Source organism: uncultured Mailhella sp. (assembly GCF_963931295.1).
GTDB lineage: Bacteria > Desulfobacterota > Desulfovibrionia > Desulfovibrionales > Desulfovibrionaceae > Mailhella.
The window spans coordinates 728099-748188 of record NZ_OZ007001.1 but is presented as its reverse complement, the minus strand read 5'-3'; the positions used below and the strand labels follow the sequence as shown (position 1 = coordinate 748188).

Annotated in this window: 19 protein-coding genes; 6 read left to right on the top strand and 13 right to left on the bottom strand. The window is 57.6% G+C overall.

Going from position 1 to position 20090, the window contains the following annotated elements; translation table 11 throughout:
* Window positions 1-16: 16 nt before the first annotated feature.
* The 4 genes from ABGT79_RS02935 to tolQ form a co-directional block, all read right to left on the bottom strand.
* On the bottom strand, window positions 17-736 hold the full coding sequence (locus tag ABGT79_RS02935; protein ID WP_346664941.1) for a TonB family protein: 720 nt from the start codon (window positions 734-736) through the stop codon (window positions 17-19).
* A gap of 68 nt (window positions 737-804) precedes the next feature.
* On the bottom strand, window positions 805-1800 hold the full coding sequence (gene tolA / locus ABGT79_RS02930) for a cell envelope integrity protein TolA (protein ID WP_346664940.1): 996 nt from the start codon (window positions 1798-1800) through the stop codon (window positions 805-807).
* Between the two features lie 18 nt (window positions 1801-1818).
* The gene (locus tag ABGT79_RS02925; RefSeq protein ID WP_294484806.1) at window positions 1819-2262 is read right to left on the bottom strand and encodes an ExbD/TolR family protein; all 444 of its coding nucleotides are present in this window, start codon (window positions 2260-2262) and stop codon (window positions 1819-1821) included.
* Window positions 2263-2271: 9 nt separating this feature from the next.
* Complete coding sequence (gene tolQ, locus ABGT79_RS02920; RefSeq protein WP_346664939.1) at window positions 2272-2955, bottom strand: protein TolQ; 684 nt, start codon at window positions 2953-2955, stop codon at window positions 2272-2274.
* 271 nt (window positions 2956-3226) lie between these two features.
* Here tolQ and ABGT79_RS02915 point away from each other — a divergent pair, with 271 nt between their 5' ends.
* The 3 genes from ABGT79_RS02915 to hxsB all read left to right on the top strand — a co-directional run bounded on the left by ABGT79_RS02915 (window position 3227) and on the right by hxsB (window position 6645).
* The gene (locus ABGT79_RS02915; RefSeq protein ID WP_346664938.1) at window positions 3227-4483 is read left to right on the top strand and encodes a TolC family protein; all 1257 of its coding nucleotides are present in this window, start codon (window positions 3227-3229) and stop codon (window positions 4481-4483) included.
* Between the two features lie 500 nt (window positions 4484-4983).
* Entirely contained in the window at window positions 4984-5295 is a 312-nt protein-coding gene (locus ABGT79_RS02910; protein WP_346664937.1) for a hypothetical protein, read from the top strand.
* 3 nt (window positions 5296-5298) lie between these two features.
* Window positions 5299-6645, top strand: a complete 1347-nt coding sequence (gene hxsB / locus ABGT79_RS02905; RefSeq protein WP_346664936.1) for a His-Xaa-Ser system radical SAM maturase HxsB — start codon at window positions 5299-5301, stop codon at window positions 6643-6645.
* Here hxsB and ABGT79_RS02900 read toward each other — a convergent pair.
* Window positions 6642-7396 (bottom strand): IS5 family transposase gene (locus ABGT79_RS02900; protein WP_239446686.1). Its coding sequence is split into 2 segments (ribosomal slippage): window positions 6642-7063 and window positions 7063-7396, totalling 756 coding nucleotides; the frame shifts between segments, so codons are not numbered across the junction. The two genes, hxsB and ABGT79_RS02900, sit on opposite strands and share 4 nt — an antisense overlap.
* Window positions 7397-7574: 178 nt before the next feature.
* On the opposite strand from ABGT79_RS02900, the gene hxsC reads away from it, so the two are divergent.
* Both hxsC and ABGT79_RS02890 read left to right on the top strand, forming a co-directional pair.
* Window positions 7575-8720, top strand: coding sequence for a His-Xaa-Ser system radical SAM maturase HxsC (hxsC, locus tag ABGT79_RS02895; RefSeq protein WP_346664935.1), 1146 nt, complete (start codon window positions 7575-7577; stop codon window positions 8718-8720).
* 1085 nt (window positions 8721-9805) lie between these two features.
* Window positions 9806-10240, top strand: coding sequence for a hypothetical protein (locus ABGT79_RS02890; RefSeq protein ID WP_346664934.1), 435 nt, complete (start codon window positions 9806-9808; stop codon window positions 10238-10240).
* A 268-nt stretch (window positions 10241-10508) separates the two neighbouring features.
* Here the strand turns inward: ABGT79_RS02890 and ABGT79_RS02885 are convergent, their stop codons facing one another.
* The 4 genes from ABGT79_RS02885 to ABGT79_RS02870 all read right to left on the bottom strand — a co-directional run bounded on the left by ABGT79_RS02885 (window position 10509) and on the right by ABGT79_RS02870 (window position 14783).
* The gene (locus ABGT79_RS02885; protein ID WP_346664933.1) at window positions 10509-11777 is read right to left on the bottom strand and encodes a 4Fe-4S dicluster domain-containing protein; all 1269 of its coding nucleotides are present in this window, start codon (window positions 11775-11777) and stop codon (window positions 10509-10511) included.
* A 457-nt stretch (window positions 11778-12234) separates the two neighbouring features.
* Window positions 12235-13098, bottom strand: coding sequence for a metal ABC transporter permease (locus ABGT79_RS02880; RefSeq protein ID WP_346664932.1), 864 nt, complete (start codon window positions 13096-13098; stop codon window positions 12235-12237).
* The gene (locus ABGT79_RS02875; protein WP_346664931.1) at window positions 13091-13894 is read right to left on the bottom strand and encodes a metal ABC transporter ATP-binding protein; all 804 of its coding nucleotides are present in this window, start codon (window positions 13892-13894) and stop codon (window positions 13091-13093) included. Before ABGT79_RS02875 ends, ABGT79_RS02880 begins: the two co-directional genes overlap by 8 nt.
* Window positions 13881-14783: a metal ABC transporter substrate-binding protein gene (locus ABGT79_RS02870; protein ID WP_346664930.1), complete on the bottom strand. Its 903-nt coding sequence runs from the start codon at window positions 14781-14783 to the stop codon at window positions 13881-13883. The genes ABGT79_RS02875 and ABGT79_RS02870 overlap by 14 nt, the downstream gene beginning before the upstream one ends.
* A gap of 811 nt (window positions 14784-15594) precedes the next feature.
* Here ABGT79_RS02870 and ABGT79_RS02865 point away from each other — a divergent pair.
* Window positions 15595-16080 (top strand): YfbM family protein, encoded by a 486-nt coding sequence (locus ABGT79_RS02865; RefSeq protein ID WP_346664929.1) that lies wholly within the window; start codon window positions 15595-15597, stop codon window positions 16078-16080.
* A gap of 341 nt (window positions 16081-16421) precedes the next feature.
* Here the strand turns inward: ABGT79_RS02865 and ABGT79_RS02860 are convergent, their stop codons facing one another.
* The 4 genes from ABGT79_RS02860 to ABGT79_RS02845 are packed head-to-tail and all read right to left on the bottom strand — an operon-like array spanning window position 16422 to window position 19924.
* Window positions 16422-17144 (bottom strand): ABC transporter ATP-binding protein, encoded by a 723-nt coding sequence (locus ABGT79_RS02860; RefSeq protein WP_294488317.1) that lies wholly within the window; start codon window positions 17142-17144, stop codon window positions 16422-16424.
* Window positions 17131-17919, bottom strand: coding sequence for an ABC transporter ATP-binding protein (locus ABGT79_RS02855; RefSeq protein ID WP_346664928.1), 789 nt, complete (start codon window positions 17917-17919; stop codon window positions 17131-17133). Before ABGT79_RS02855 ends, ABGT79_RS02860 begins: the two co-directional genes overlap by 14 nt.
* Complete coding sequence (locus tag ABGT79_RS02850) at window positions 17916-19031, bottom strand: branched-chain amino acid ABC transporter permease (protein ID WP_346664927.1); 1116 nt, start codon at window positions 19029-19031, stop codon at window positions 17916-17918. Before ABGT79_RS02850 ends, ABGT79_RS02855 begins: the two co-directional genes overlap by 4 nt.
* The gene (locus tag ABGT79_RS02845; RefSeq protein WP_294488308.1) at window positions 19031-19924 is read right to left on the bottom strand and encodes a branched-chain amino acid ABC transporter permease; all 894 of its coding nucleotides are present in this window, start codon (window positions 19922-19924) and stop codon (window positions 19031-19033) included. The genes ABGT79_RS02850 and ABGT79_RS02845 overlap by 1 nt, the downstream gene beginning before the upstream one ends.
* Between the last annotated feature and the right edge of the window lie 166 nt (window positions 19925-20090).

The following is a 20090-nucleotide window of genomic DNA, read 5'->3' as shown; positions in this document are numbered from 1 at the left end:
TCGAAAAGGCGGCCGGCTATCGGCTGGCGCTGAGGGTGAACGAAAGGGTGACTCTCTGTTCCGCGTGCTCCGGAGGCACGGGAATGACGCCGGGAGTGCGCACGGCGGCCATGACGGCGGCGTCGACCTCGGCGTTGCCGGACGGACGGCTTATCCGGCAGTCGCGCACGGTTCCGTCGGCCCAGACGTCCAGTTGTACCACAGTTGTCCAGGAGCCGGAAAGGCCGTGAGGCATAATAATGTGCGGAGCTATGGCCTGACGCAGCATTTCGGCGTAGCTCGGCGCGGGAGCGTTGCTTGCGGAGCCGTCGCCGGGGCCGTAGGCCATGGCCAGCGACACGCGGGCTTCCGCGTTGAAGGGCGGGAAGGGGTAGGGCGCGGCGTTGTGCGCGGCCGTGCATACGGAGGCGTCGGCGCCAGGGCTCGCGGAAGCCTGGAGGATCGCGCAGTCGGTCACGTGACCCGAGGGATCGATGCGAAGTTCCATCACGGCCGTGCCGCGGGCGCCCTCGGGCTGACGCCAGACGCGCAGAATCTGACTGAGCACCTGGGTGCTGTAGCCGCCGATGCTGTCGGCTGCGGCGCTGAAGGCCGGAGCCGTGGAGGGCGCGGCAAGAAGGATGAGCGCAGAGGCCGCAAGAAGGGCCGTTTTCCCGGCCGGGACGCGGGCCTCGCGGGAAGGGACGGACGCCGCGCGGCGGAACGCGAGACGGGGCAGAGCGTGACGAATGTTCATAAAAACTCCAGAGCCGGCCCCGATGAAGGACATCGGAGCCGGCTGTTGCAAAAAAGAGTGTTCGGGCCTCAGCGGCCCATCATCTGCAGAGAGTTGAAGCTGATGACGAGATCCTGCTGCGCCGGAGTGGGCGGCGGGGGCAGGGTTTTGGTGCGTATGATGGCGTTGACGGCGGAGGCGTCGAACTCGGGTCTGCCGGAGGAACGTTCGATGTGGCAGTCGAGAACGTTGCCCTGCTTGTCGAGCTTGATGCGCACCTGCACTACCATGTTGTTGCGCGAGTAGGTGGGCATGCTCCAGTTGGGCTGCACGGCCAGAATGACCTGGGCCACGTACACGTCGTAAATGCCGCCGCCACCGGGGCCGTCGCCTTCGCCGCCGCCACCGCCCACGCCGGTTCTGCCGACCTGCTTTTCCAGATCGGCCAGCGCGCGCGACGCGGAGGTTCCGCCGCCCTTGCCGCTGGTGTTGGAACGGGCCTGCTTGCGGGCGTCGGCCAGAGCGTCGGCCAGGGCGTCCTTGCCGCTGTCGCTCTTGTTCTGCGACTTGCTTTGCGATTTGCTCTGCGTCTTGGAGCTCTGCGGCTTGGATTCGGTTTTCTTTTCGGGCTTGGGCGCGGGTTTCTTTTCCGCCTTGGGATCAGGTTTTTTCTCGATCTTCGGCTCGGGTTTGGGTTCCGGCTTGGGCTCAGGCTTGGGTTCGGGTTTTTTCTGCTGCTGCGGAATCTGTACCGGATCTTTCTGCGGTTCGGGCTTGGGTTCCGGTTTCGGCTCGGGTTTTGGTTCGGGCTTGGCTATGGGAGCTTCTTCAGGCTTCGGCGCGGGGGCGGGCTCGGCCTTGGGCTGGGCGGCCGCTTCCGTGGAAGCCACCTGTTTGCCGGTAACGGGGGGACGCGCCCCCAGCACGGGAGAGGGCAGTTTTTCGCCGCCCGGAGCGCCCATCACGAGGCTGACCTGATACACGGGCCGCGAGATGTCCAGCGGGGGACGCAGCGGCACGTACAGTATGAAGGCCAGCACTGTCAGATGGAGCAGTATGGATATAAAAAGACTGCTTATTCGCATGGGAGTATGTATTGCCGTCTAGCGGCGGCGCTGCTGGGCGCTGCCGGACTGCGCAGGGGCAGCGCTTTCCGTGGAGGGCATGGCGACCACGCCCAGCTTCTCGATGCCCGCGGCCTTGATGCGGCCCATGACGTCCACCACCAGACCATAGGGCACGGCCTTGTCGGCCTGCAGGAAGAGCGCGCGATCCTTGTCCTTCACGAGGGTGACGAGACGTTCTTCCAGCTCTTCGAGGGGCACTTCGTAGGTGTCGAGATAGAGGGAGCCGTCTTCACGAACGGTGAGCACCAGATGTTCGGAATCGGACGGCAGGGTGTCCACCTGTTTGGCCTGGGGAAGATCGACGTCGAGTCCCGAATCCATCATGGGCGCCGTGACCATGAAAATGATGAGCAGAACCATCATGACGTCCACGAAGGGCGTCACGTTGATTTCCGAAACGAAGCCTTTTTTTCTGGCCATGACTGCGCCCTACCTGTCGTTGCCGCGGAAGTGGTGAACGTTGACTTCGCGCTGCACGCGGTTCAGAAAGATGCCCGCGAAGTTGATGAGGCGGGTTTCGATGCTGTCGAGCTTGCCGAGAAACATGTTGTAGGCGATGGTGGCGGGCACGGCCACGCCGAGGCCGATGGCCGTGGCGATGAGGGCTTCGGAAATGCCGGGAGCCACGGTGGCGAGGGAGGCGGACTTCATCTGGCCGATGGCGTGGAACGAGGTCATGATGCCCCAGACCGTGCCGAACAGACCGATGAACGGCGCGGTGTTGGCGGCCGTGGCGAGGATGGAAAGATGCTTGTGCAGGCGGTCGATTTCCAGACCGACGCCCTGATTGAGCGCGCGGCGCACGGTTTCGACCACGACGCTTTCGTCGGCGCCGACTTCCTTGCCGTTGTTGAATTCGCGCACGCCGTGCTGTGCCACGCCGTAGAGCGGAGAGGAGGGATCGCCGCCGAGGCTCTGCACGGCCTGACGCAGATCGGGAGCGTCGGTGAAGCGGAGGATGCCCGCCGTAGCCTTGCGTTCGGCCGCGGAAAGCGTGAAGATCTTGCTTATGATGACGGTCCAGCTGAGGATGGAGAGCGCAATGAGTATGACCATGATGAGCTGGGCGACGAGACTTGCGCTGGCAAAGACGGAAAAGATGTTGTAGTCCATGGGTGCTCCGAAGATATCCGATAGATTGCCGACGTAGAAGCCGCGCCGGCGCGGAAGGGGTCCGCTCTGTTCATATGCTTGAGCGGAGCCGGATGCAACGAAAAAATCGCGCGCCCGCCGCAATGCGGAGGGCGTGACAGACGGCCGCCTTTTGCGCTAGTGTTCGGAAATCCGAAGGAGATTCCCTATGTTCTGGCGCTCTGTCTGTTGTGCGGCTCTTGCCTGTATACTGTTTTTGCCTCCGTCCGTCAAAGCCGGAGAGAGCTATTCCATGGAGAGCGCCGTCGAGCGGGCGCTGCGGAAAAATCCCGACGTGGAGAGCGCCCGCTTCACGCTTCAGGCGGCGGAATCCGCCCGCAAGGCGGCCCGCAGCGACTTCGGTCCCACGCTGGACGTCAACTACAGCTATTCGCGCTACAACAAGGACAGGCCTTCGCGCTACGAGCCCAACGTGACCACCATGACGGTGCAGGCCAGTCAGCCGCTGTTTACCGGATTCAATCTGCTCAACGCCTATCAGAAGGCCGCGCTGGAAGAGGAGCGACAGGAGCTTCAGCTGCAGGCGCAGCGGCTTGCCGTCGTCGCCGACGTGCAGGAGGCGTTCATTTCCTATCTTAAGGCGGAAGCGAGCATCAGCAGCACGCGGCGTTCGCTGGAAAGGGCGCAGGCGCAGCTTAACATGGCAAAGACCGCGTGGAACATCGGACTTCGTCCGCGGCTTGACGTGCTTCAGGCCGAAACCGATCTCGCGCAGACCGAAGCGCTGCTCATCAAGTATGAAAACGATCGCAACGTGTGGCTCACCAGACTGAACACGCTGCTGGATCTGCCCCCGGACGCGCCCGTGGACTATCGCGGCGATCTTGAACTGACGCCCTTCAAACGCACGCTGGAAGCGTGCCTGCGTCAGGCGCTGGAATGCCGCCCCGATCTGCTCATGGCCAGAAAGTCGGTGGAGATGGCCTTCAAGGATCTCGGCATGACCAGGAGTCTTTTCTGGCCGCAGGTGTCGGCGATCGTGGGCTGGTCCACCACGGGCAGTCATCTCGACGCCGCGGGCAGCCGGTACACCAAGAAGGATTATTCCTACGGGGAAATAGGCCTGTCCGTGAACTGGACGCTGTTTTCCAGCGGCAAGCGCTTGTATCTCACGCAGCAGGCGCAGCGGCAGATTTCCGCGCTGGAGGCGGCGGTGCGCTCTTCGATCAACAACTGCGCCTATGCGGTGCGTTCAAGTCTGCTGTCCACGCAGGACGCGTATCGTTCGGTGAAGGTGTCGCAGCGCGCCGTCGTCAGCGCCCGGGAGTCCTATGCGGACGCCAAAATGCGCTATGAACTGCAGTCCGGCTCCTACCTCGATCTGCTGACGGCGCAGTCCGCGCTTTCCGACGCGGAACTTGCGGAAATCTCTTCCCGCGCCGACTGCCTCATCGCGCTCTCCCAGCTCTATGAAACCATGGGCGAGCTGCATCCCGATCTTCAGGATCAGGACAACAGTCCGAAAGACGAAGAGACAAAGAAGAAGTAACGCGCCGGCGCCGCGCGAAAAGCGCTCTGCTGACGGCGGCCGGAATACCGGTTCCTGACGGCGGCATCTTTTTCATTCGTGTCAGAACCCCCTGGTTCAAGCGAATTTTCTGAGTCTTTCTTCCATGGCGTCCAGCATGGCCCCCGGACGTATTCCGAGAGCTTCGGAAATTTTGAAAAGCATTTCGAGATTCGGATACTTATGTCCGCTTTCAAGCATGCTGACATACGGGGCTGCCACACCAAGAACTTCGCTCAGTCTTTCCTGAGTGAGCCCTCTTTCCTGACGCATCTGACGCAAAACCGGCCCGAAGGCATCTGACTTTTTTTTCATATCCTTCAGCTAGTTCATTGCGTTCAAAAAAAAATTAACCTATAGCTTATAAAATAAGCGATAGGTTAAGCCTGTCCATGCGCGGCGCGGGAATCTCTGGCGTTGCAAATCGCTTGTGAGTGATGTGGCGTCCTAACGGTCGCCGTAATCCATGAGGGGAGAGCAATATGGGAACGTCGTTCTTTATGGAGAAGAGCAACCGCACCGGCAGCATTCTGGCCAGTACGGCTTTTTTCAGCAGAGAATGTATGCTGATGGTGTGCGGTATCCATGAAAAAGAATATTATATTTCAATGGTTCCCGCTGGAAGTGATGTGAGAATCACTATGTCAAGAAAAGATGAGACTCCTTTCAGCGAAGTAGTATTAAAAGAATTTATAAATAAATTGATAGATTATCAGATTCGCCTTGATCTTCAAAAAGAGTTTGGAGAGATAAGAAAGAAAATTGTAGACTATGCCTTTTCTCCAGTCGAGTAATATATGATTCATTATACTATTCTTCCTTTTCAATTTAAGAAAATATCGGAAAACAATATTTTGATGGTCAATGAATGTGGAGATTTCATATTTATTTCAGAAGAGGCGTTTCATTCATTTGCAAGACATGAGATTTCAGAATATTCCGAGGAATTTTACAAGCTTAAATCGCATCTTTTTTGTGCGGAAAAAGATTTTGACATATCCTTGCGGAAAACTGCGGCAAGATATCGAACAAGAAAATCTTTTTTAAGAGAATTCACTTCGCTTCATATGATGGTTGTTACTCTGCGCTGCAATCAGCGCTGTGAGTACTGCCAGGTATCGTGTGCGGATAAGGATGTGCATGACTATGACATGAGCAAGGATACGGCCATGAAAGTGATTGATATGATTTTTCAATCACCGACAAAAAGACCAAAGATAGAGTTTCAGGGAGGGGAACCGCTTTTAAACTGGGATGTCGTTGTGGCATCGGTGTTGTATGCTGAAGAGCTCGCACGGCAACAGAACAGGCAGGTGACGTTTGTCATATGCACGAATTTGACAACGATTACGCATGAACAGCTTGAATTCTGCAAAGAGCACAACATTGCGCTTTCAACATCTCTGGACGGCGGACGGGATATTCACGACGCCTGCCGGAAGGATAAGTCTGGTCGGGGAACGTATGATGCGTTCATGAAAAAATTTGATCTTGCCCGGGAAATGCTCGGGCAGGACATGGTTGGGGCGTTGATGACGACGACGGCCGACTCGCTCAATCACTTAAAAGAGATTGTTGATGAGTATGTCCGCCTCGACCTGGGCGGCATTTTCATTCGTTCTCTCAATCCCTACGGATTTGCAGCTCAGCAGGCGGCGCGTCTCGGTTATGACATGAAGACGTTTGTGGAAAAGTATCTGGACGTGTTGAAGTATATTATGGAGCTGAATCGGAAGGTCTTTTTCCCCGAACAGTTTGCAACGCTTCTTTTTGCCCGCATTCTTTCCCCTTTTGCTACGGGCTTTGTTGATCTTCAGTCGCCGTCGGGAGCAGGAATCAGCGGAGCCGTCTATGACTTTGACGGTTCTGTTTTTCCAGCCGATGAAGCAAGGATGCTCGCCAGAATGGGAAACAGGTATTTTTGTCTGGGAAATGTGAAGACGGACACCTATCAACAGATTTTTGCCGGGAAAAAGCTGAAGGAAACAACGTCGGGAGCCTGCCTTGAAACAACATTTCCCTGCGCCTTCTGCGTTTACCAGGCATATTGTGGAACGGATCCTGTCAGAAATTATCTTGAAACTGAAAGTGAAGTCAGAAATATGGTTGATTCTCCATTCTGCATTAGGTTCAGGACTCATTAAATATAAAAGATGACAATGGCAGCGAGACAAATGGCCGAAAAGAACGTGTGAGCACAACGGTCATAACGCATGGCTATTCTGCGCCAATCCTTGAGTCGGCCGAACATGATTTCTATCTTGTGCCGCTGCTTATAAACCTCCTTGTCATAGACCACCGGAGTTTTCCGGCTGTGTCTGCCGGGAATACACGGCGTGATTCCTTTACGGGACAAGGCATGACGAAACCAGTCGGCATCATAGCCTCTATCCGCCAGAAGCTCCCCGGCCTGCGGCAGAGTATCAAGCAGGACAGCAGCGCCTTTGTAGTCGCTCACCTGACCGCCGGACAAATGGAAGGCCAACGGTTGACCGAAGGCATTGCAGACAGCGTGGAGTTTTGAATTCAGGCCGCCTTTTGTGCGTCCGATACATCGGGAAAGGCCCCTTTTTTCAGCAAACTTGCTGCTGTCCTGTGTGCCTTGAGATGTGTGGCATCAATCATCAAGCGTGTTGTGGAGCCGTTTTGCTCAACAAGCTCCGCAAAAATCCTGTTAAAGACACCCAATCGGCTCCAGCGGATAAAACGATTGTAGAGAGTTTTGTATGGTCCATACTCGCGCGGAGCATCTTTCCATTGCAGGCCGTGCTTGATGACATAGATAATGCCGCTGACGACACGCCTGTCATCGACTCTCGGAATGCCATGGGAACGAGGAAAGTAGCGTTTGATACGAGCAATCTGTTCATGAGAAAGATAAAAAAGTTCCTTCATGGCATCCTCCCTATGCCGACAATAAGAACTTTTTACCCTTTTGGCAATTAATGAGTCCTGAACCTAAACACAGGGGAATTTTTACCGGCCTGTTTGATATCATAAAAAATGCAGATGACGTGACAAAGGATATCATCTGGAGCTGGATAACAAATAATCCTGCGTTGGTGAAAAGAAAATGATGACACTTCACGGGACTTCATCACGGAAATTTTCATCTTTTATTGGAGAAATCACTACACATGGACAACCATTCTATGACAGAAAAACATATATTCTGGTAACTGATCATATGGATTGTCATTCTCTTGGCTACAGAGGATGCATTACATCTGGTCACAAAGGAAGATTTTATCATCCAGATCATATTTATCATGTTGAAAACACCGAGAATCTTCATGATGGAGATATTGTGGGGCTGGATGAGTCTGGAAATATAGAAGTCCTTTGGGAGAATCAGTCCCATCAAAACTGTTTGTTTCTTACGGAGAGATGCAACTGCCGTTGTAAGATGTGTCCTCAGCCGCCGAAGAACAGTGACAGCTCCATTTTTTTAAAGCAGGCAGAAGAAATACTTGATCTTTTAAAAGGAAAGCAGATTTCGGACTGCTGCCTGACCGGAGGCGAGCCGACACTGGTCGGAGATGGTTTTTTTTCCTTGCTGCGCCGATGCACGTCAGAACATCCTGAAGCCTTTATTACTGTTTTGAGCAATGGAAAACTTTTTTCCAGTAGGGATTTTACACGAAGACTATCAGGCATTTCTCCGAGAAAATGCATGTTTTGCATTTCACTTCATTCTGAAGTGGATATCATTCATGATGACATGGTGGGATCTGTTGGAAGTTGTTCTGCAACGCAACAAGGCATATATAACATTGCCTCTGTTGGGTTTGCAGTGGAGATACGTATTGTCATATCACAATATAATTATAAATATCTTGTTCAATTTGCTGAACATATTTATAATTATTTTCCATTTTGCGTTCATTGTGCATTCATGGGATTGGAGTTTCACGGTTATGCGGCAGATAGAGCCTCGGAACTGGATGTCGTTCCTTCAGAATACGGTGCATATTTACGGGACGCCGTTTTGACGCTCCACCGTAGAGGCATGCGTGTTTCTGTATATAATATTCCGTTGTGCATGTGTCCTCCAGAAATAAGAAAATTTTCTGCTAAGTCTATTTCGTCATGGAAAAATATATGGATAAATAAATGCAATGTATGCATGGAAAAGGAACATTGCTGCGGATTTTTCAGTACTTCAATAAGCATCCATGAAGAACTTGTAAAACCTTTTACAGAGAGGATTGAGGAATGAGAACATTAATTTACAGGTTATTTTTTCTGACGGGAATCGTGTTGTCGATGGTTGGCGTTGTTGGTGAGAAAGCAGAGGCGTCTGAGCCTGACAGAGAAGTGTCAATACAGCAATTAAAGGAACGTCCGATTGTTTTTTCCGATCTTATTGATGAAAGTCAGAGCAATGTTATTGCCTATCACTACAGTCATGCCAGTCATTCGAGTCACTCAAGCCACTATAGTCACAGAAGCCATTATTCCAGCAGATGGTGAATGCTGTTGCCATGATGCCAAACGGACAAGGTAAGGTATAAAACGTGCCGCCGCTCTTCAAAAGCGGCGGTGTTTTGGGGTAAGCGCTTCATGACATTATGGAGCCGAACTGCCCGAAATGTCTTTCCCTGTTGCCCGGAAGGTTCGGAACAATTTTACCGGAACGCGTCGTTTTGAGAGAAGAGCGCTGTTCTGTTTCCTTCTGTATTGAATTTTGCAGCGAAAGCACCATGTCCGACACATGGAAGAGAGCGCGGAACGAATCATGCCGGAAGCGGGGCGTGCGCTATCGGGGAAAAACGTCGAAAAAGAGATACGGCGCAGGCGTTTTATACTTGTTTCGTCGGGAAAAGCTCCGTAGAGTGCAAAGGGGAGGGACGTTGCAGCGTACTGTCCCGCAGCATGACGCGCCGACGGAACAGGCGCAACCGGCGGAAAGGGTCCCGGGCGTCTTTTCCATGTCGTCAGGCGATGAGGGCGGCCTTTCAGCCGGGGGAGAAAAGCAATCGACGCCCGTCTTGCCGGCGAGATGTTCCTGAATCGGACTTTTTCGTTTTTTTTCAGGATGTTGAAAATAAAGCTCAGCGACTCCATGGTAAGACAGACACCGGTCTGCCAAGCAGGTTCCGCAAATCTGCGGTGTCGTTCATGCACGAGGCCTGAGCCTTTGCTGAGTTATCATGCTGCACTGTTGTTTGCCGGTATTGTTCTGACAGTTTCCTTTTGCGCTTGTTCATCCGCGTATTTTTACGATGGGCGTATATGTAAATGAGATATTGTATTCTGTTGGTGCTCCTGAGTATTGCATTTTGCATATATTTCTTTTTAAGAATGAAAAATGAGAAGTATGTTCTTGCCGTAAATAAAGCACTGATGCAATTTGATGTTTTTTTGACGTCAGTTTATATTGAACAGGTAAACAATAAAGTTATGACGTCGTATGGATACGATATAGATAAAGATATAAAGCCTGAATTCATATCCATATTATCTGCAAAATCATTTATCAAATCTGTGTGTGTGTCTGTTTTTGTCTCCGTTGATGGCGGCGAATACGGCACAAAGAATGAAAGATATATTTTAAAAATTATCAGGAACAATAAAAAATTCATGGATAAAATGTACGAAAACTATATGGCGGTCGTTCCTAAAATAAGAATTATTAAAGAACTTTATATTTACAGCGGCATTGATGCCATAGGCATGGTGAGCCGGGAGAGGTTTTCCCGGCTGATGGATGAAATGATTGCCGGAGCCGTGCGGTAGGCGTCCGCAGACGGGCGTCGAGCTTCGGGAGACCGCGTCGGAGGCGGCCAAATCCAGCGTCGGCGGAACGCAGGCAGGCTGTTCTTTTCAAAGTCGCACCGGGCGCGGACAACGCGCGTTTCTTCTTTTGACTTTCCCTGTTCCCCGATACGCGTCCTCGGCTTCCCTGAGCGCCGGATCGGCGTTTTTTCTCGTCAAATAAAACAGGCGGATGCAACATGCGCTGCATCCGCCTTATTCTGGAGAAAAGCGCCTTTCGGCGCGACCGTCAGATTCTTTCGCAGATCTTTTCGATGAAGCGGGACTTGAGCTGCTTCTGGGCAAGCGAGCGCTTCACGGCGGGCATCTTCAGAATCGCGCCGAGCACGCCGGCGAGCAGGCGATGGCTGAAGAGCATGCGGTTGTCGAAGATGAGATCCTGCAGGTTGCCGCGTTCCGTGGCCATGACCACGGCGCGATGGGTGGTGTTCAGAGGCGTGATCGTGCGTTCGGGACGGGGCACCAGGGTAATGGCTCCGTGGTTGCAGCCGCGCGTGCATACGCCGCAGCCGAGGCACAGTTCGGCGTTGAACTCGATGTGCCGATGACCTTCGGCGTCGCGCTCCATGGTGAGGGCGTTCACGGGGCAGAGCTGGACGCAGCGTCCGCAGTTCACGCAGGCCGATTCGTTTCTCTGCATGATGAAGTTGGAATGGATGGTCTGCGTCATCTGGAAGCGCTTGACCGCGCCGAGGGCTTCGCAGCAGCAGCCGCAGCAGTTGCAGATGAAGTTCACGCCCTGGCGGACGTTTTCACCGAACTGCACGAGGTTGTGTTCCCAGGCCTGATGCAGCAGTTCCATGCACTCGCTTTTGCTCACTTCGCGGGCGTGGCCGTGCTTGATGAGCGAATGCGCGGCGGTGTTGAAGGTCATGCAGATGTCCATGGGGGCGTCGCAGGCCGTGCCGAGGTGCTGTTTCTTGTGGCGGCAGTAGCACATGCTTATGCCGCACTGGGAAGCCGTTTCAATGACGTGGGTGGCCTTTTCCCAGTCGAGAATTTCCATGGCGTAGGGTTCCTTCACCGTGGGCTCCTGCACGAACACGCGGCCGAGGCCCGTGTCGCCGGTGACGAAGAGCTCGCGCATGAAGTCCTCTTCCACGTTGATGTACTGATTGAAGAGTTCGGCGAGGGTTTTCTGATCAATGTCCTGGCGCACGCGCATCATGGAAAATTCAAAGAATCCGGCCATGGGCGGGGGCAGGCAGTACATCTGTTCGCCGTGATTGTCCATGTCCACGAGCATGGCGCGGCTCGCGAGGTTGTCCAGAATCTTGTGCGCTTCCGTTTCCGACATGTTCCAGCGCTTCGCCGCATCGGCCGCGGTGAAGGGCTTGATGGGCATCTGGGCCACAAGGTCGGCTTCCTTTTCCGTGAAGAGCATCTTCAGGATGGAGTACAGCGTCTTTGATTCCGGCGCACCCTGAGGAAAGCGGTTGAGTCGGTCGATCATTCGTCCGTAGGCGGACTGCTTTTCAAGCATGAGGTGATGTCCCACAGGCAAATCTCCTTTTATGGTGTCAGAGCGATAACGGGCAACGCGCCTTCCGTGGAGGTCGGGGCGCGGCCGGGAAGCAAATGCGGCCGTGCCGCCCGTGCGGATGATGAAATGTGACGACGCTCACGTTGCGGAACGCCGTTGAGGCGGTGCTGTTGTGCCCGTTTCGGCAGAACAAGTGTAACGAGTTGCAGGGAAACATCAAGTCCGCGCCCTGCGCGCGGAAAGGATTCCCGTGAAGTTGCGTCGCGACAACAGGCGCGGGGCCTTGCTGTTCAACGTTGTCTGGCATTCTTGAAATATTTTGTCCTGTCTTCCCGAATAGGAACATTTTTTTAGTCCGGCCTTCGTTTCGGACGGAAGGCGCAAAGTCCGGCAAAAAAAGCGCCTCCGACCGCAGCCGAAGGCGCTTTTGCAGAACATCCGAAAACGATGCGCGGACGGGCGGTCTGGCGCGTCAGACCTGTCGTTCGTTGCGCGCGGCGGAAACCACTACGCTCACGACGAACCAGGCGCAGCTGACGAGAATGATGGTGGCGCCGGTGGCGGTTCCCATCCAGGGCTGGACGGAAAGACAGAGCCCGGCCACGGCGGAGGTGAGGCTCACGAGAATGGCCCACCAGAACATGCCGCCCGCGCTGGAGGCGAAGTTGCGTGCCGCGGCCGCGGGCACGATGAGCATGGCCGTGACGAGCAGCACGCCCACGCCCCACACCGAGAACATGACCACGAGGGCGAGCAGGGCGGCAAAGAGGTATTCAAAGAGGGCCACGGGCACGCGGTGCGCCCGGGCGATGATGCCGCTTGTGCCTGCGTAGAGCAGGCGGTTGAAGGCGCATGCCTGGAAGATCACGAAGAGGACGAAGAGCGCAAGCAGCCAGCAGATGTCGGTTTCCGTCATGGTGAGGATGTCGCCGTAGAGGAACTGCTGAAGATCGCGCGCAATGGTGTTGTTGCGGCTCACCACGGCCAGACCTCCGGCCACCACGGCGGAGAAGACCACGCCGATCACGGTGTCGGAAGGCAGGGCGCTGAAGCGCTGCATGAACATGATGACAAGCCCCACGGCCAGACCGAACAGCGGCATGGAAATGTGCGGATTCACGCCCAGCACCAGACCGATGGCCACGCCTGCAAAGGCGGAATGCCCCACGGCGTCGGAGAAGAAGGCCATGCGGTAATAGACCACCTGCACGCCGAGGGCGGCGGTCATGGGAGCGAGCAGCACGAGGGCCACGAGGGCCTGCTGCATGAAGCGCATGTCCATGCCGTCCAGGGGGAAGAGGGAGGCCAGATGGAAAAGCCAGGAAAGATCAGTCATGGCGAGGTTCTCCGCTGAGCGGTTGCGCCGCGGGGGCGGCGTCGGGTTTGGGCATGGCGTGCAGATGATCCTGCGCGCAGATGAGGCCCATGTGCATGCCGAACAGCTCCTGAAGCACGCGACCGTTCAGCACTTCGGCGGGCGGCCCCTGAGCGATGACCCGGCGCTTGAGGCAGATCACGCAGGTGGCGTGATGAGCCACCATGCCGAGATCGTGACTGACCATGATCTGCGTGAAGCCCTGACTTTTGCGCAGATCGTCGAGCAGTTCGCAGAAGAGTCTTCCGCCTTCAAAGTCCACGCCGGCGGAAGGTTCGTCGAGCACCAGCAGTTCGGGATTCTGCTGCAGTGCCAGGGCGAGCAGCACGCGCTGCATTTCGCCGCCGGAGAGCGTGCCCACGCGGCGGCGGATGAGGTGGGCGGCGTGAACTTCGTCGAGCAGTTCGAGGGCCTGTTTTTTGGCCGCGCGGGAAATGCCCAGCCACAGGGGGCGCTTCTGCACGCCCATGGAAAGAAATTCGGCCACGGTGAAGGGCATGCCTCTGTCGAGCACAAGCTTTTGCGGCACGTAGCCTATGCGCAGGCCCTTGCCTCCGCCGAGCGTGATGCTTCCGCGGTAGCCCACTTCGCCGAGCAGGGCGAGCAGCAGCGTGGTCTTGCCCGCGCCGTTGGGCCCGATGAGCACGGTGCAGCTGCCGCGGGGCACGGCGGCGTTCACCCCATCGAGAATGTTGAGACCGCTGCGCGTCACGCTGACATGATCAAAGACGATGGCGGGAGAGTTATCGTTTTCCAAGCGCGTTCTCCAGCGTGCGCAGATTGTCGCGCATCACTTGTTCATAGTAGTCGGCGGGGGCGTCGGCGGGGCCGCCCGCCACGGGATCGAGCGACAGGCAGGGAATGCCCGCTTCGGCGGCCAGCGTCTGCCCGGTGCGGGCGGGGTACTGCGGTTCGGTGATGACGGCCGCCGAGTGCTTTTCGCGCAGCGTGCGCACAAGATCAAGCATCTGCCTTGCGGAGGGTTCCTGACCTTCGTGGGGCTGAATTACGGCGTCCACGTTCAGGCCCGTGTCGCGGGCAAGATAGCTGAACACGTTGTGCTGCACCGCCACGCCGCGGCCCGCGAAAGCTTGTCCCAGAGCGGCGAAGTCGGCGGCGAGGGCGTCGAGCGAGGTTTTGACGCGCTCCGCGTTGGCGCGGTAGAGGGCCGAGTGTTCAGGGTCGGCTTCGGCGAGCTGATCGGCCAGCGAAACGGCCATGCGGGCCATCATGGACGGGCTCGCGAAGGTGTGCGGGTTCTTGCCGTGATCGGCGTGATCGTCTTCATCGTCGGCCAGCAGGTCGCCCACGCGGCTCGAAATGTCGATGACGCTCGAGCCCGGCTTCATGAGCTGAGACACGCGGCCCGGTTCGCCGAGAAAGCTTTCGAGGCCGAGACCGTTGACGACGAGCACGTCGGCCCGGGCCAGGGCGCGCCGATCCTGCGGCGTCATGGAGTAGTCGTGAGGGCAGCCGGTGCCGGCGGGAAGCAGCAGGGAAACGGTGACGTCGGGCACGTCCCTGGCGACCTGCCGAAGCAGCAGCCACACGGGAAACACGGAAGCCGAAACTTCACGCGCGGCGGCGGAAGCGGACGAAGGCAGACTCAGCGCAAGGCAGAGCAGAAGAGAAAAAAAGATTTTCATAGGCAATCCTGATGGGGGAAGGCAGCCCCCGTTGAGCGTGGCCGCGCGGCGCGAACCCGTTTGCGGGGCGCTCGGCGGAGGAGGCTGGTGCGGCCAGAGAACAAAAGAGCTTTAACGGGCGCTTCTGTCAAGTTTTCATCGATTTTCGGGAAAAGGGAGGAGTAGCGGCGTGACCGGAAAAGTTGCGGGGCTGTGCGGGCGCGAAGCCGGAGCGACTGCACGGAGGGGCGGAGCGGAGACTGTGCGGGCGGGAGTCGCGCAGGGCCCCGCGCGACGGACGGGGAAAATCGCGCGCAGCCGGTCGGACGGGGGATACGTCGGGGCGGATGGGCGCACGACGTTGAACTCGGCAGGCGTTGCAGAGGCGGGTGAGCCTTGCGCGGAGTGGCGGAAAGAGCCGGCAAAAAGCGCGGCGGGTATTGACGGAAAATACATGAGATTTTACCACAGTCGGTAAGGGAGTCGCGCGTTTTGTGCAGGCGGTTCCGGGGCAGGTGCGAGGCCAGGGCGTCCGGGGCCACGCGTGAAAAGGTGCGAGGGGCCGGCTGAGGCTCAGGGCAAAAGTCCGGCGGCGCTTCGGGTGTCGTTTCGGATCCAGGGCGAGAGCGGGAAGCGCTTCGGCTTCGAGCAGTCCGCGGCTCAGGCGAGACGGTCGGGTTCCGACGTTTCGGTTCTCTTCGGGGCCGTTCGGGCGCGCTTTTCGATGCGCTCCGACGAAGCGTCGGGCGCGGTTTCGGCGGCATTCGAGGCGTTCGGCCCTGCGCAACGGCCTTTTCGACGCGGACGACAGCGGATGATAAAGGAGCATCCTATGGCCATGACGGGAAACTATTTCAGAACGGACGAGTACACCGTGGATGAGATACGCCGCGGAGTGCTTGATCTTGCGGACGTCGTCGATGCCGACGAGGATCATGTGCTGGACGTGGACAGAGCGTGGCACGCCATTCAGTTTACGCTCAACGGCGCGGCGTCCGGGGGCGATCCCGACAATGTGTTCAGCCGTCTGGTGCTGAGCGGCAACACGCTTTTTGACGATGACGACGAATTTGCCGCCCGACTCATTGCTCCCGGCGACGTGAAGGAACTGGCCGCCGCGCTGGAAGATCTCACCTGGGAGGACGTTCGGGGCAGGTTCAGCGTCAGCGACATGCTGGATCAGAACATTTATCCCGTGACGGAAGAGGAGAACGAGGACGAGTTCTTCGATTACGTGTGGAGCTATCTTTCCGACATGAAAGACTTTTTTGACGACGCTGCGGCGGAGGGTCAGGCAGTCATCTTTTACATGCCGTAGCAGGTTGTCGAAAGACTCCCGGAGAGCACGCAGTTTCGTTTTCGCAAGTCACGCTTTACGGCCTGCATCACTTGCACGACGGGCATTGCGTTTAACGACGGGAGTGAATCCCGCCTGCTTATGCCCGTCGGCCGGGCTCCTGACGTCGCCCGGGGCCCCAGAGCGTTGGGAGGCGCTCCTTTTGCCTGCACTCTCTCCCTCGCCCCGGCTCCGGGCATAATCGTCCCGTTCACGCTGTCCTGCCGAACCGGCGAAGCCTGGAGGCAGAAACAGGGGGGCGCGGGGGGAATTATTTCCCCCGCATGCCTTTCCTGCCTTTTCTGTCTTTTCTGCCTTTCTCTCTACCCGCCGAGGTAGGCGGCGCGGACTTTGGGGTTTTTGAGCATGTCTTTGCCGGGGCCTTCGAGGACGACGGAGCCGACTTCGAGGATGTAGGCGTAGTCGGCGATGGAGAGGGCGGCGTAGGCGTTCTGTTCCACGAGGAGCACGGTTTTACCGTCTTCGTTGATACGGCGGATGATGTCGAAGATTTCCTTCACGAGGATGGGGGCGAGGCCGAGGGAGGGTTCATCGAGCATGATGAGGTCGGGTCTGCTCATGAGGGCGCGGCCCACGGCGAGCATCTGCTGTTCGCCGCCGGAGAGGGTGCCGCCCTTCTGCCAGCTGCGCTCTCGCAGGCGGGGGAAGAGGTTGTAGACCAGTTCCATGTCGCGGGCGATGCCGTCTTCGTCCTTGCGGCACCATGCGCCGAGTGTGAGGTTTTCGGCCACGGTGAGGTGCGGCAGAATGCGGCGGCCTTCGGGGCTCAGGGCTATGCCGTGGCGCACCATGTTTTCCGCGGGCATGCCCAGCAGGTTCACGGGCTTGTCGCCTTCGTGGCGGGTGAGCAGAATTTCGCCGCTTGCGCCCTTGACCAGTCCGGCTATGGAACGGATGATGCTGCTTTTGCCTGCGCCGTTCGCGCCGATGAGCGTGACCACGCTTCCCCTTGGAATGGAGAGCGACACACCCTTGACGGCGTGAATGCCGCCGTAATGCACATGAAGATCATTAATCTGCAACATTGTTCACATCCTCGCCGAGGTAGGCTTCGATAACGCGTGGGTTGGAACGGATGGCGTCGGCGTCGCCTTCGGCGATGAGCTTGCCGTATTCCAGCACCCAGATATGTTCGCACACGCCCATGACCACCTTCATGTCGTGCTCGATGAGCAGGATGGTCAGGTGGAACTCGTCCCGAATCTGCCGGATGAACTTCATAAGTTCGAGGCTTTCCTGCGGATTCATGCCTGCGGCGGGTTCGTCGAGCAGCAGGAACTTTGGTTCCGTGGCCAGGGCTCGGGCGATTTCCAGGCGGCGCTGTGCGCCGTAGGGCAGGGAAGAGGCGGTTTCGTCGGCGTGAGCGGAGAGGCCTACGCGGCGCAGAAGTTCCAGCGCCTTGTCGCGGATGTCGCGCTCTTCGCGGCGTGCTCCCGGCAATCCGAGCACTGCGCCCCACCAGTGGCCGCTGCGGCGCACGTGACGGCCGATCATGACGTTTTCCAGCGCGGTTTCGTTGTAGAAAAGCCGGATGTTCTGAAATGTTCGGGCCATGCCGAGGGCGCAGATGCGGTGCGGATCCATGCCGGTGATGCGGCGTCCGGCGAAGACCACCTCGCCTTCGGTGGGGCGGTAAAAGCCGGTAATCACGTTGAAGGCGGTGGTTTTGCCCGCGCCGTTGGGACCGATGAGGCCCACGATGCTGCCTTCGGGGATGTCCATGGTAAGTTCGCTCACGGCGGTGACGCCGCCGAAGCGCATGGTGACGTTTCTTACTTCAATGATGTTCTTCCGGCTCATGCCTTACGCTCCTTCTTGCGGCCGAGGCGGGAAAAAAAGGCGGCCAGACTGTTCCAGGTGATTTCTCGCATGCCCATGATGCCTTCGCGGCGGTAGAGGATGATGAGCAGCAGACATACGGAGAACACCACCATGCGCATGCCGGGAATTCCGGGAATTTCCACGAATCCGAGGTTGATGGGTTCTTCCACCACGCGGAGCCATTCGAGCAGCACGGTGATGATGACGCTGCCGATGATGCTGCCGGTAATGGAACCGAGACCGCCCGCCACCACGATCATGAGGATGTTGTAGGTGAGCAGGAAGGTGAACATCTTGGGGTCGATGGTGGTGAGGAGGTTGCCGAGCAGGGCTCCGCCCACGCCGGCGAGAAACGCGCCGAGGCAGAAGGAGAAGAGCTTGGTGTGGAACACGTTGATGCCCATGACCTGAGCGGCGATTTCATCGTCGCGCACGGCCTTGAGCACGTTGCCGAAGTTGCTGGAGAGCAGGCGCACGGTGCAGAACACCACCACGAGCAGCCAGATGAAGCTTGTGAACAGGTCTGTGTGGCAGGGAATGCCCTTGATGCCGAGCGAGCCGTTGGTGATGGGGGTGGCGTTCACGATGAGCACGCGGATGATTTCCGAGAAACCCAGGGTGGCGATGCCGAGATAGTCGCCGCCGAGCCTGAGCACGGGAATGCCGATGACGAGGGCGAACACGGTGGCCACGAGACCGCCGAGAATCACGGAGAACCAGAAGGGCGTGTGCAGGGCGGCGAGTGAAGGCAGGATTTCGTCGATGATCCACATCATTTCCTTCTGATCGGGCGTGAGCACGCACAGGGCGGAGACATAGGCGCCGATGGCCATGAATCCGGCGTGGCCGAGCGAGAACATGCCGGTGAATCCGTAAATGATGTTGAGCGAAATGGCGAGAATGCCGTACACGGCCACGAGGTTCAGAATCTGCACTTCATAGCCGTTGAGGGGCGAAGGCAGAAAGGTGAGGCCGGTGTCTTCGGCCATGCTGCCGTCGGCCCACCAGAGAAAGAGGAACAGCAGGGCGATGGCCAGCACGGTCAGGGTGTTGTTGCGCGCGGCGGAGGAAGAGTCTTTCGAGAGCGACATCAGATCTTCTCCTTCTGTTTTTCACCGAACAGGCCGGTGGGCTTCACCAGAAGGACAACGACCAGCAGAATGAAGGCGAAGGCGTCGCGGTAGCCGGAGAGTTCCGGGAAGAAGGCGACGGCCATGATTTCAATGAAGCCGAGCATGAGGCCGCCGATCACTGCGCCCTGAATGGAGCCGATGCCGCCGAACACGGCGGCGATGAAGGCCTTGAAGCCGGGGAACACGCCCATGTAGGGGTTGATCTGCGGATAGCGCAGCGCCCACATGATGCCGGAAGCCGCGGCAAGCGCGGAGCCGATGGCAAAGGTGAGGGCTATGATTTTATCCACGGACACGCCGAGCATGCGCGTGGTTTCGATGTCTTTGGAAATGGCCTGCATGGCGAGGCCGGGCTTGGTGTGATAGACGACGTAGAGCAGGGCGGCCACGAGTATGGCGGTCACGCCGGGCACGAGGAGGGTGAGGGGCATGAGGCGCGCGCCGCCGATGGTGATGATGCTGATGAGCCACTCGGGCTGATGCACGGGTCTGGGCAGACCGGTGAAGACCACCACGGCCAGACTTTCGAGGAAGAAGGAAACGGCGATGGCGCTGATGAGCGCGGAAATGCGCGGAGCGTCGCGCAGGGGGCGGTAGGCGATTTTGTCCATGAGGACGCCGAGGGCGGCGGAACCCAGAATGGACACCACCACGGCCGCGGGCCAGGGCAGACAGAAGAGCGTGGTGCCGTAGAAGACGAAGTACGCGCCGAGCATGAGGATGTCGCCGTGGGCGAAGTTGATGAGGCGCAGGATGCCGTACACCATGGTGTAGCCGATGGCGATGAGGCCGTACAGCGAACCGAGCGTCAGCGCGTTGAAAAAGTGTTGGAGGAATAATTCCAGACTCATAGGGAACCCTTTCCGGCCGCGCCGCCGCGCAGGGACGAGTGTCCGTGCGGCGAGGCTTCATAAAAATACGCCGGCCCGTCGGAGACGGAGCGGGGCGCGGTGAAATATGCGTGTGGGGCGGAAGAGGCGCTGAGCGCCGGAAACGGCCGGAGACCAGGCTCCGGCC

Excerpts from the sequence above, each read along its gene's own strand:
- ABGT79_RS02935 (WP_346664941.1), bottom strand. The coding sequence starts at position 736 with ATGAACATTCGTCACGCTCTGCCCCGTCTCGCGTTCCGCCGCGCGGCG.
- tolA (WP_346664940.1), bottom strand. The coding sequence starts at position 1,800 with ATGCGAATAAGCAGTCTTTTTATATCCATACTGCTCCATCTGACAGTG.
- ABGT79_RS02925 (WP_294484806.1), bottom strand. The coding sequence starts at position 2,262 with ATGGCCAGAAAAAAAGGCTTCGTTTCGGAAATCAACGTGACGCCCTTC.
- tolQ (WP_346664939.1), bottom strand. The coding sequence starts at position 2,955 with ATGGACTACAACATCTTTTCCGTCTTTGCCAGCGCAAGTCTCGTCGCC.
- ABGT79_RS02915 (WP_346664938.1), top strand. The coding sequence starts at position 3,227 with ATGGAGAGCGCCGTCGAGCGGGCGCTGCGGAAAAATCCCGACGTGGAG.
- ABGT79_RS02910 (WP_346664937.1), top strand. The coding sequence starts at position 4,984 with ATGGGAACGTCGTTCTTTATGGAGAAGAGCAACCGCACCGGCAGCATT.
- hxsB (WP_346664936.1), top strand. The coding sequence starts at position 5,299 with ATGATTCATTATACTATTCTTCCTTTTCAATTTAAGAAAATATCGGAA.
- hxsC (WP_346664935.1), top strand. The coding sequence starts at position 7,575 with ATGATGACACTTCACGGGACTTCATCACGGAAATTTTCATCTTTTATT.
- ABGT79_RS02890 (WP_346664934.1), top strand. The coding sequence starts at position 9,806 with ATGAAAAATGAGAAGTATGTTCTTGCCGTAAATAAAGCACTGATGCAA.
- ABGT79_RS02880 (WP_346664932.1), bottom strand. The coding sequence starts at position 13,098 with ATGACTGATCTTTCCTGGCTTTTCCATCTGGCCTCCCTCTTCCCCCTG.
- ABGT79_RS02870 (WP_346664930.1), bottom strand. The coding sequence starts at position 14,783 with ATGAAAATCTTTTTTTCTCTTCTGCTCTGCCTTGCGCTGAGTCTGCCT.
- ABGT79_RS02865 (WP_346664929.1), top strand. The coding sequence starts at position 15,595 with ATGGCCATGACGGGAAACTATTTCAGAACGGACGAGTACACCGTGGAT.
- ABGT79_RS02860 (WP_294488317.1), bottom strand. The coding sequence starts at position 17,144 with ATGTTGCAGATTAATGATCTTCATGTGCATTACGGCGGCATTCACGCC.
- ABGT79_RS02855 (WP_346664928.1), bottom strand. The coding sequence starts at position 17,919 with ATGAGCCGGAAGAACATCATTGAAGTAAGAAACGTCACCATGCGCTTC.
- ABGT79_RS02850 (WP_346664927.1), bottom strand. The coding sequence starts at position 19,031 with ATGTCGCTCTCGAAAGACTCTTCCTCCGCCGCGCGCAACAACACCCTG.
- ABGT79_RS02845 (WP_294488308.1), bottom strand. The coding sequence starts at position 19,924 with ATGAGTCTGGAATTATTCCTCCAACACTTTTTCAACGCGCTGACGCTC.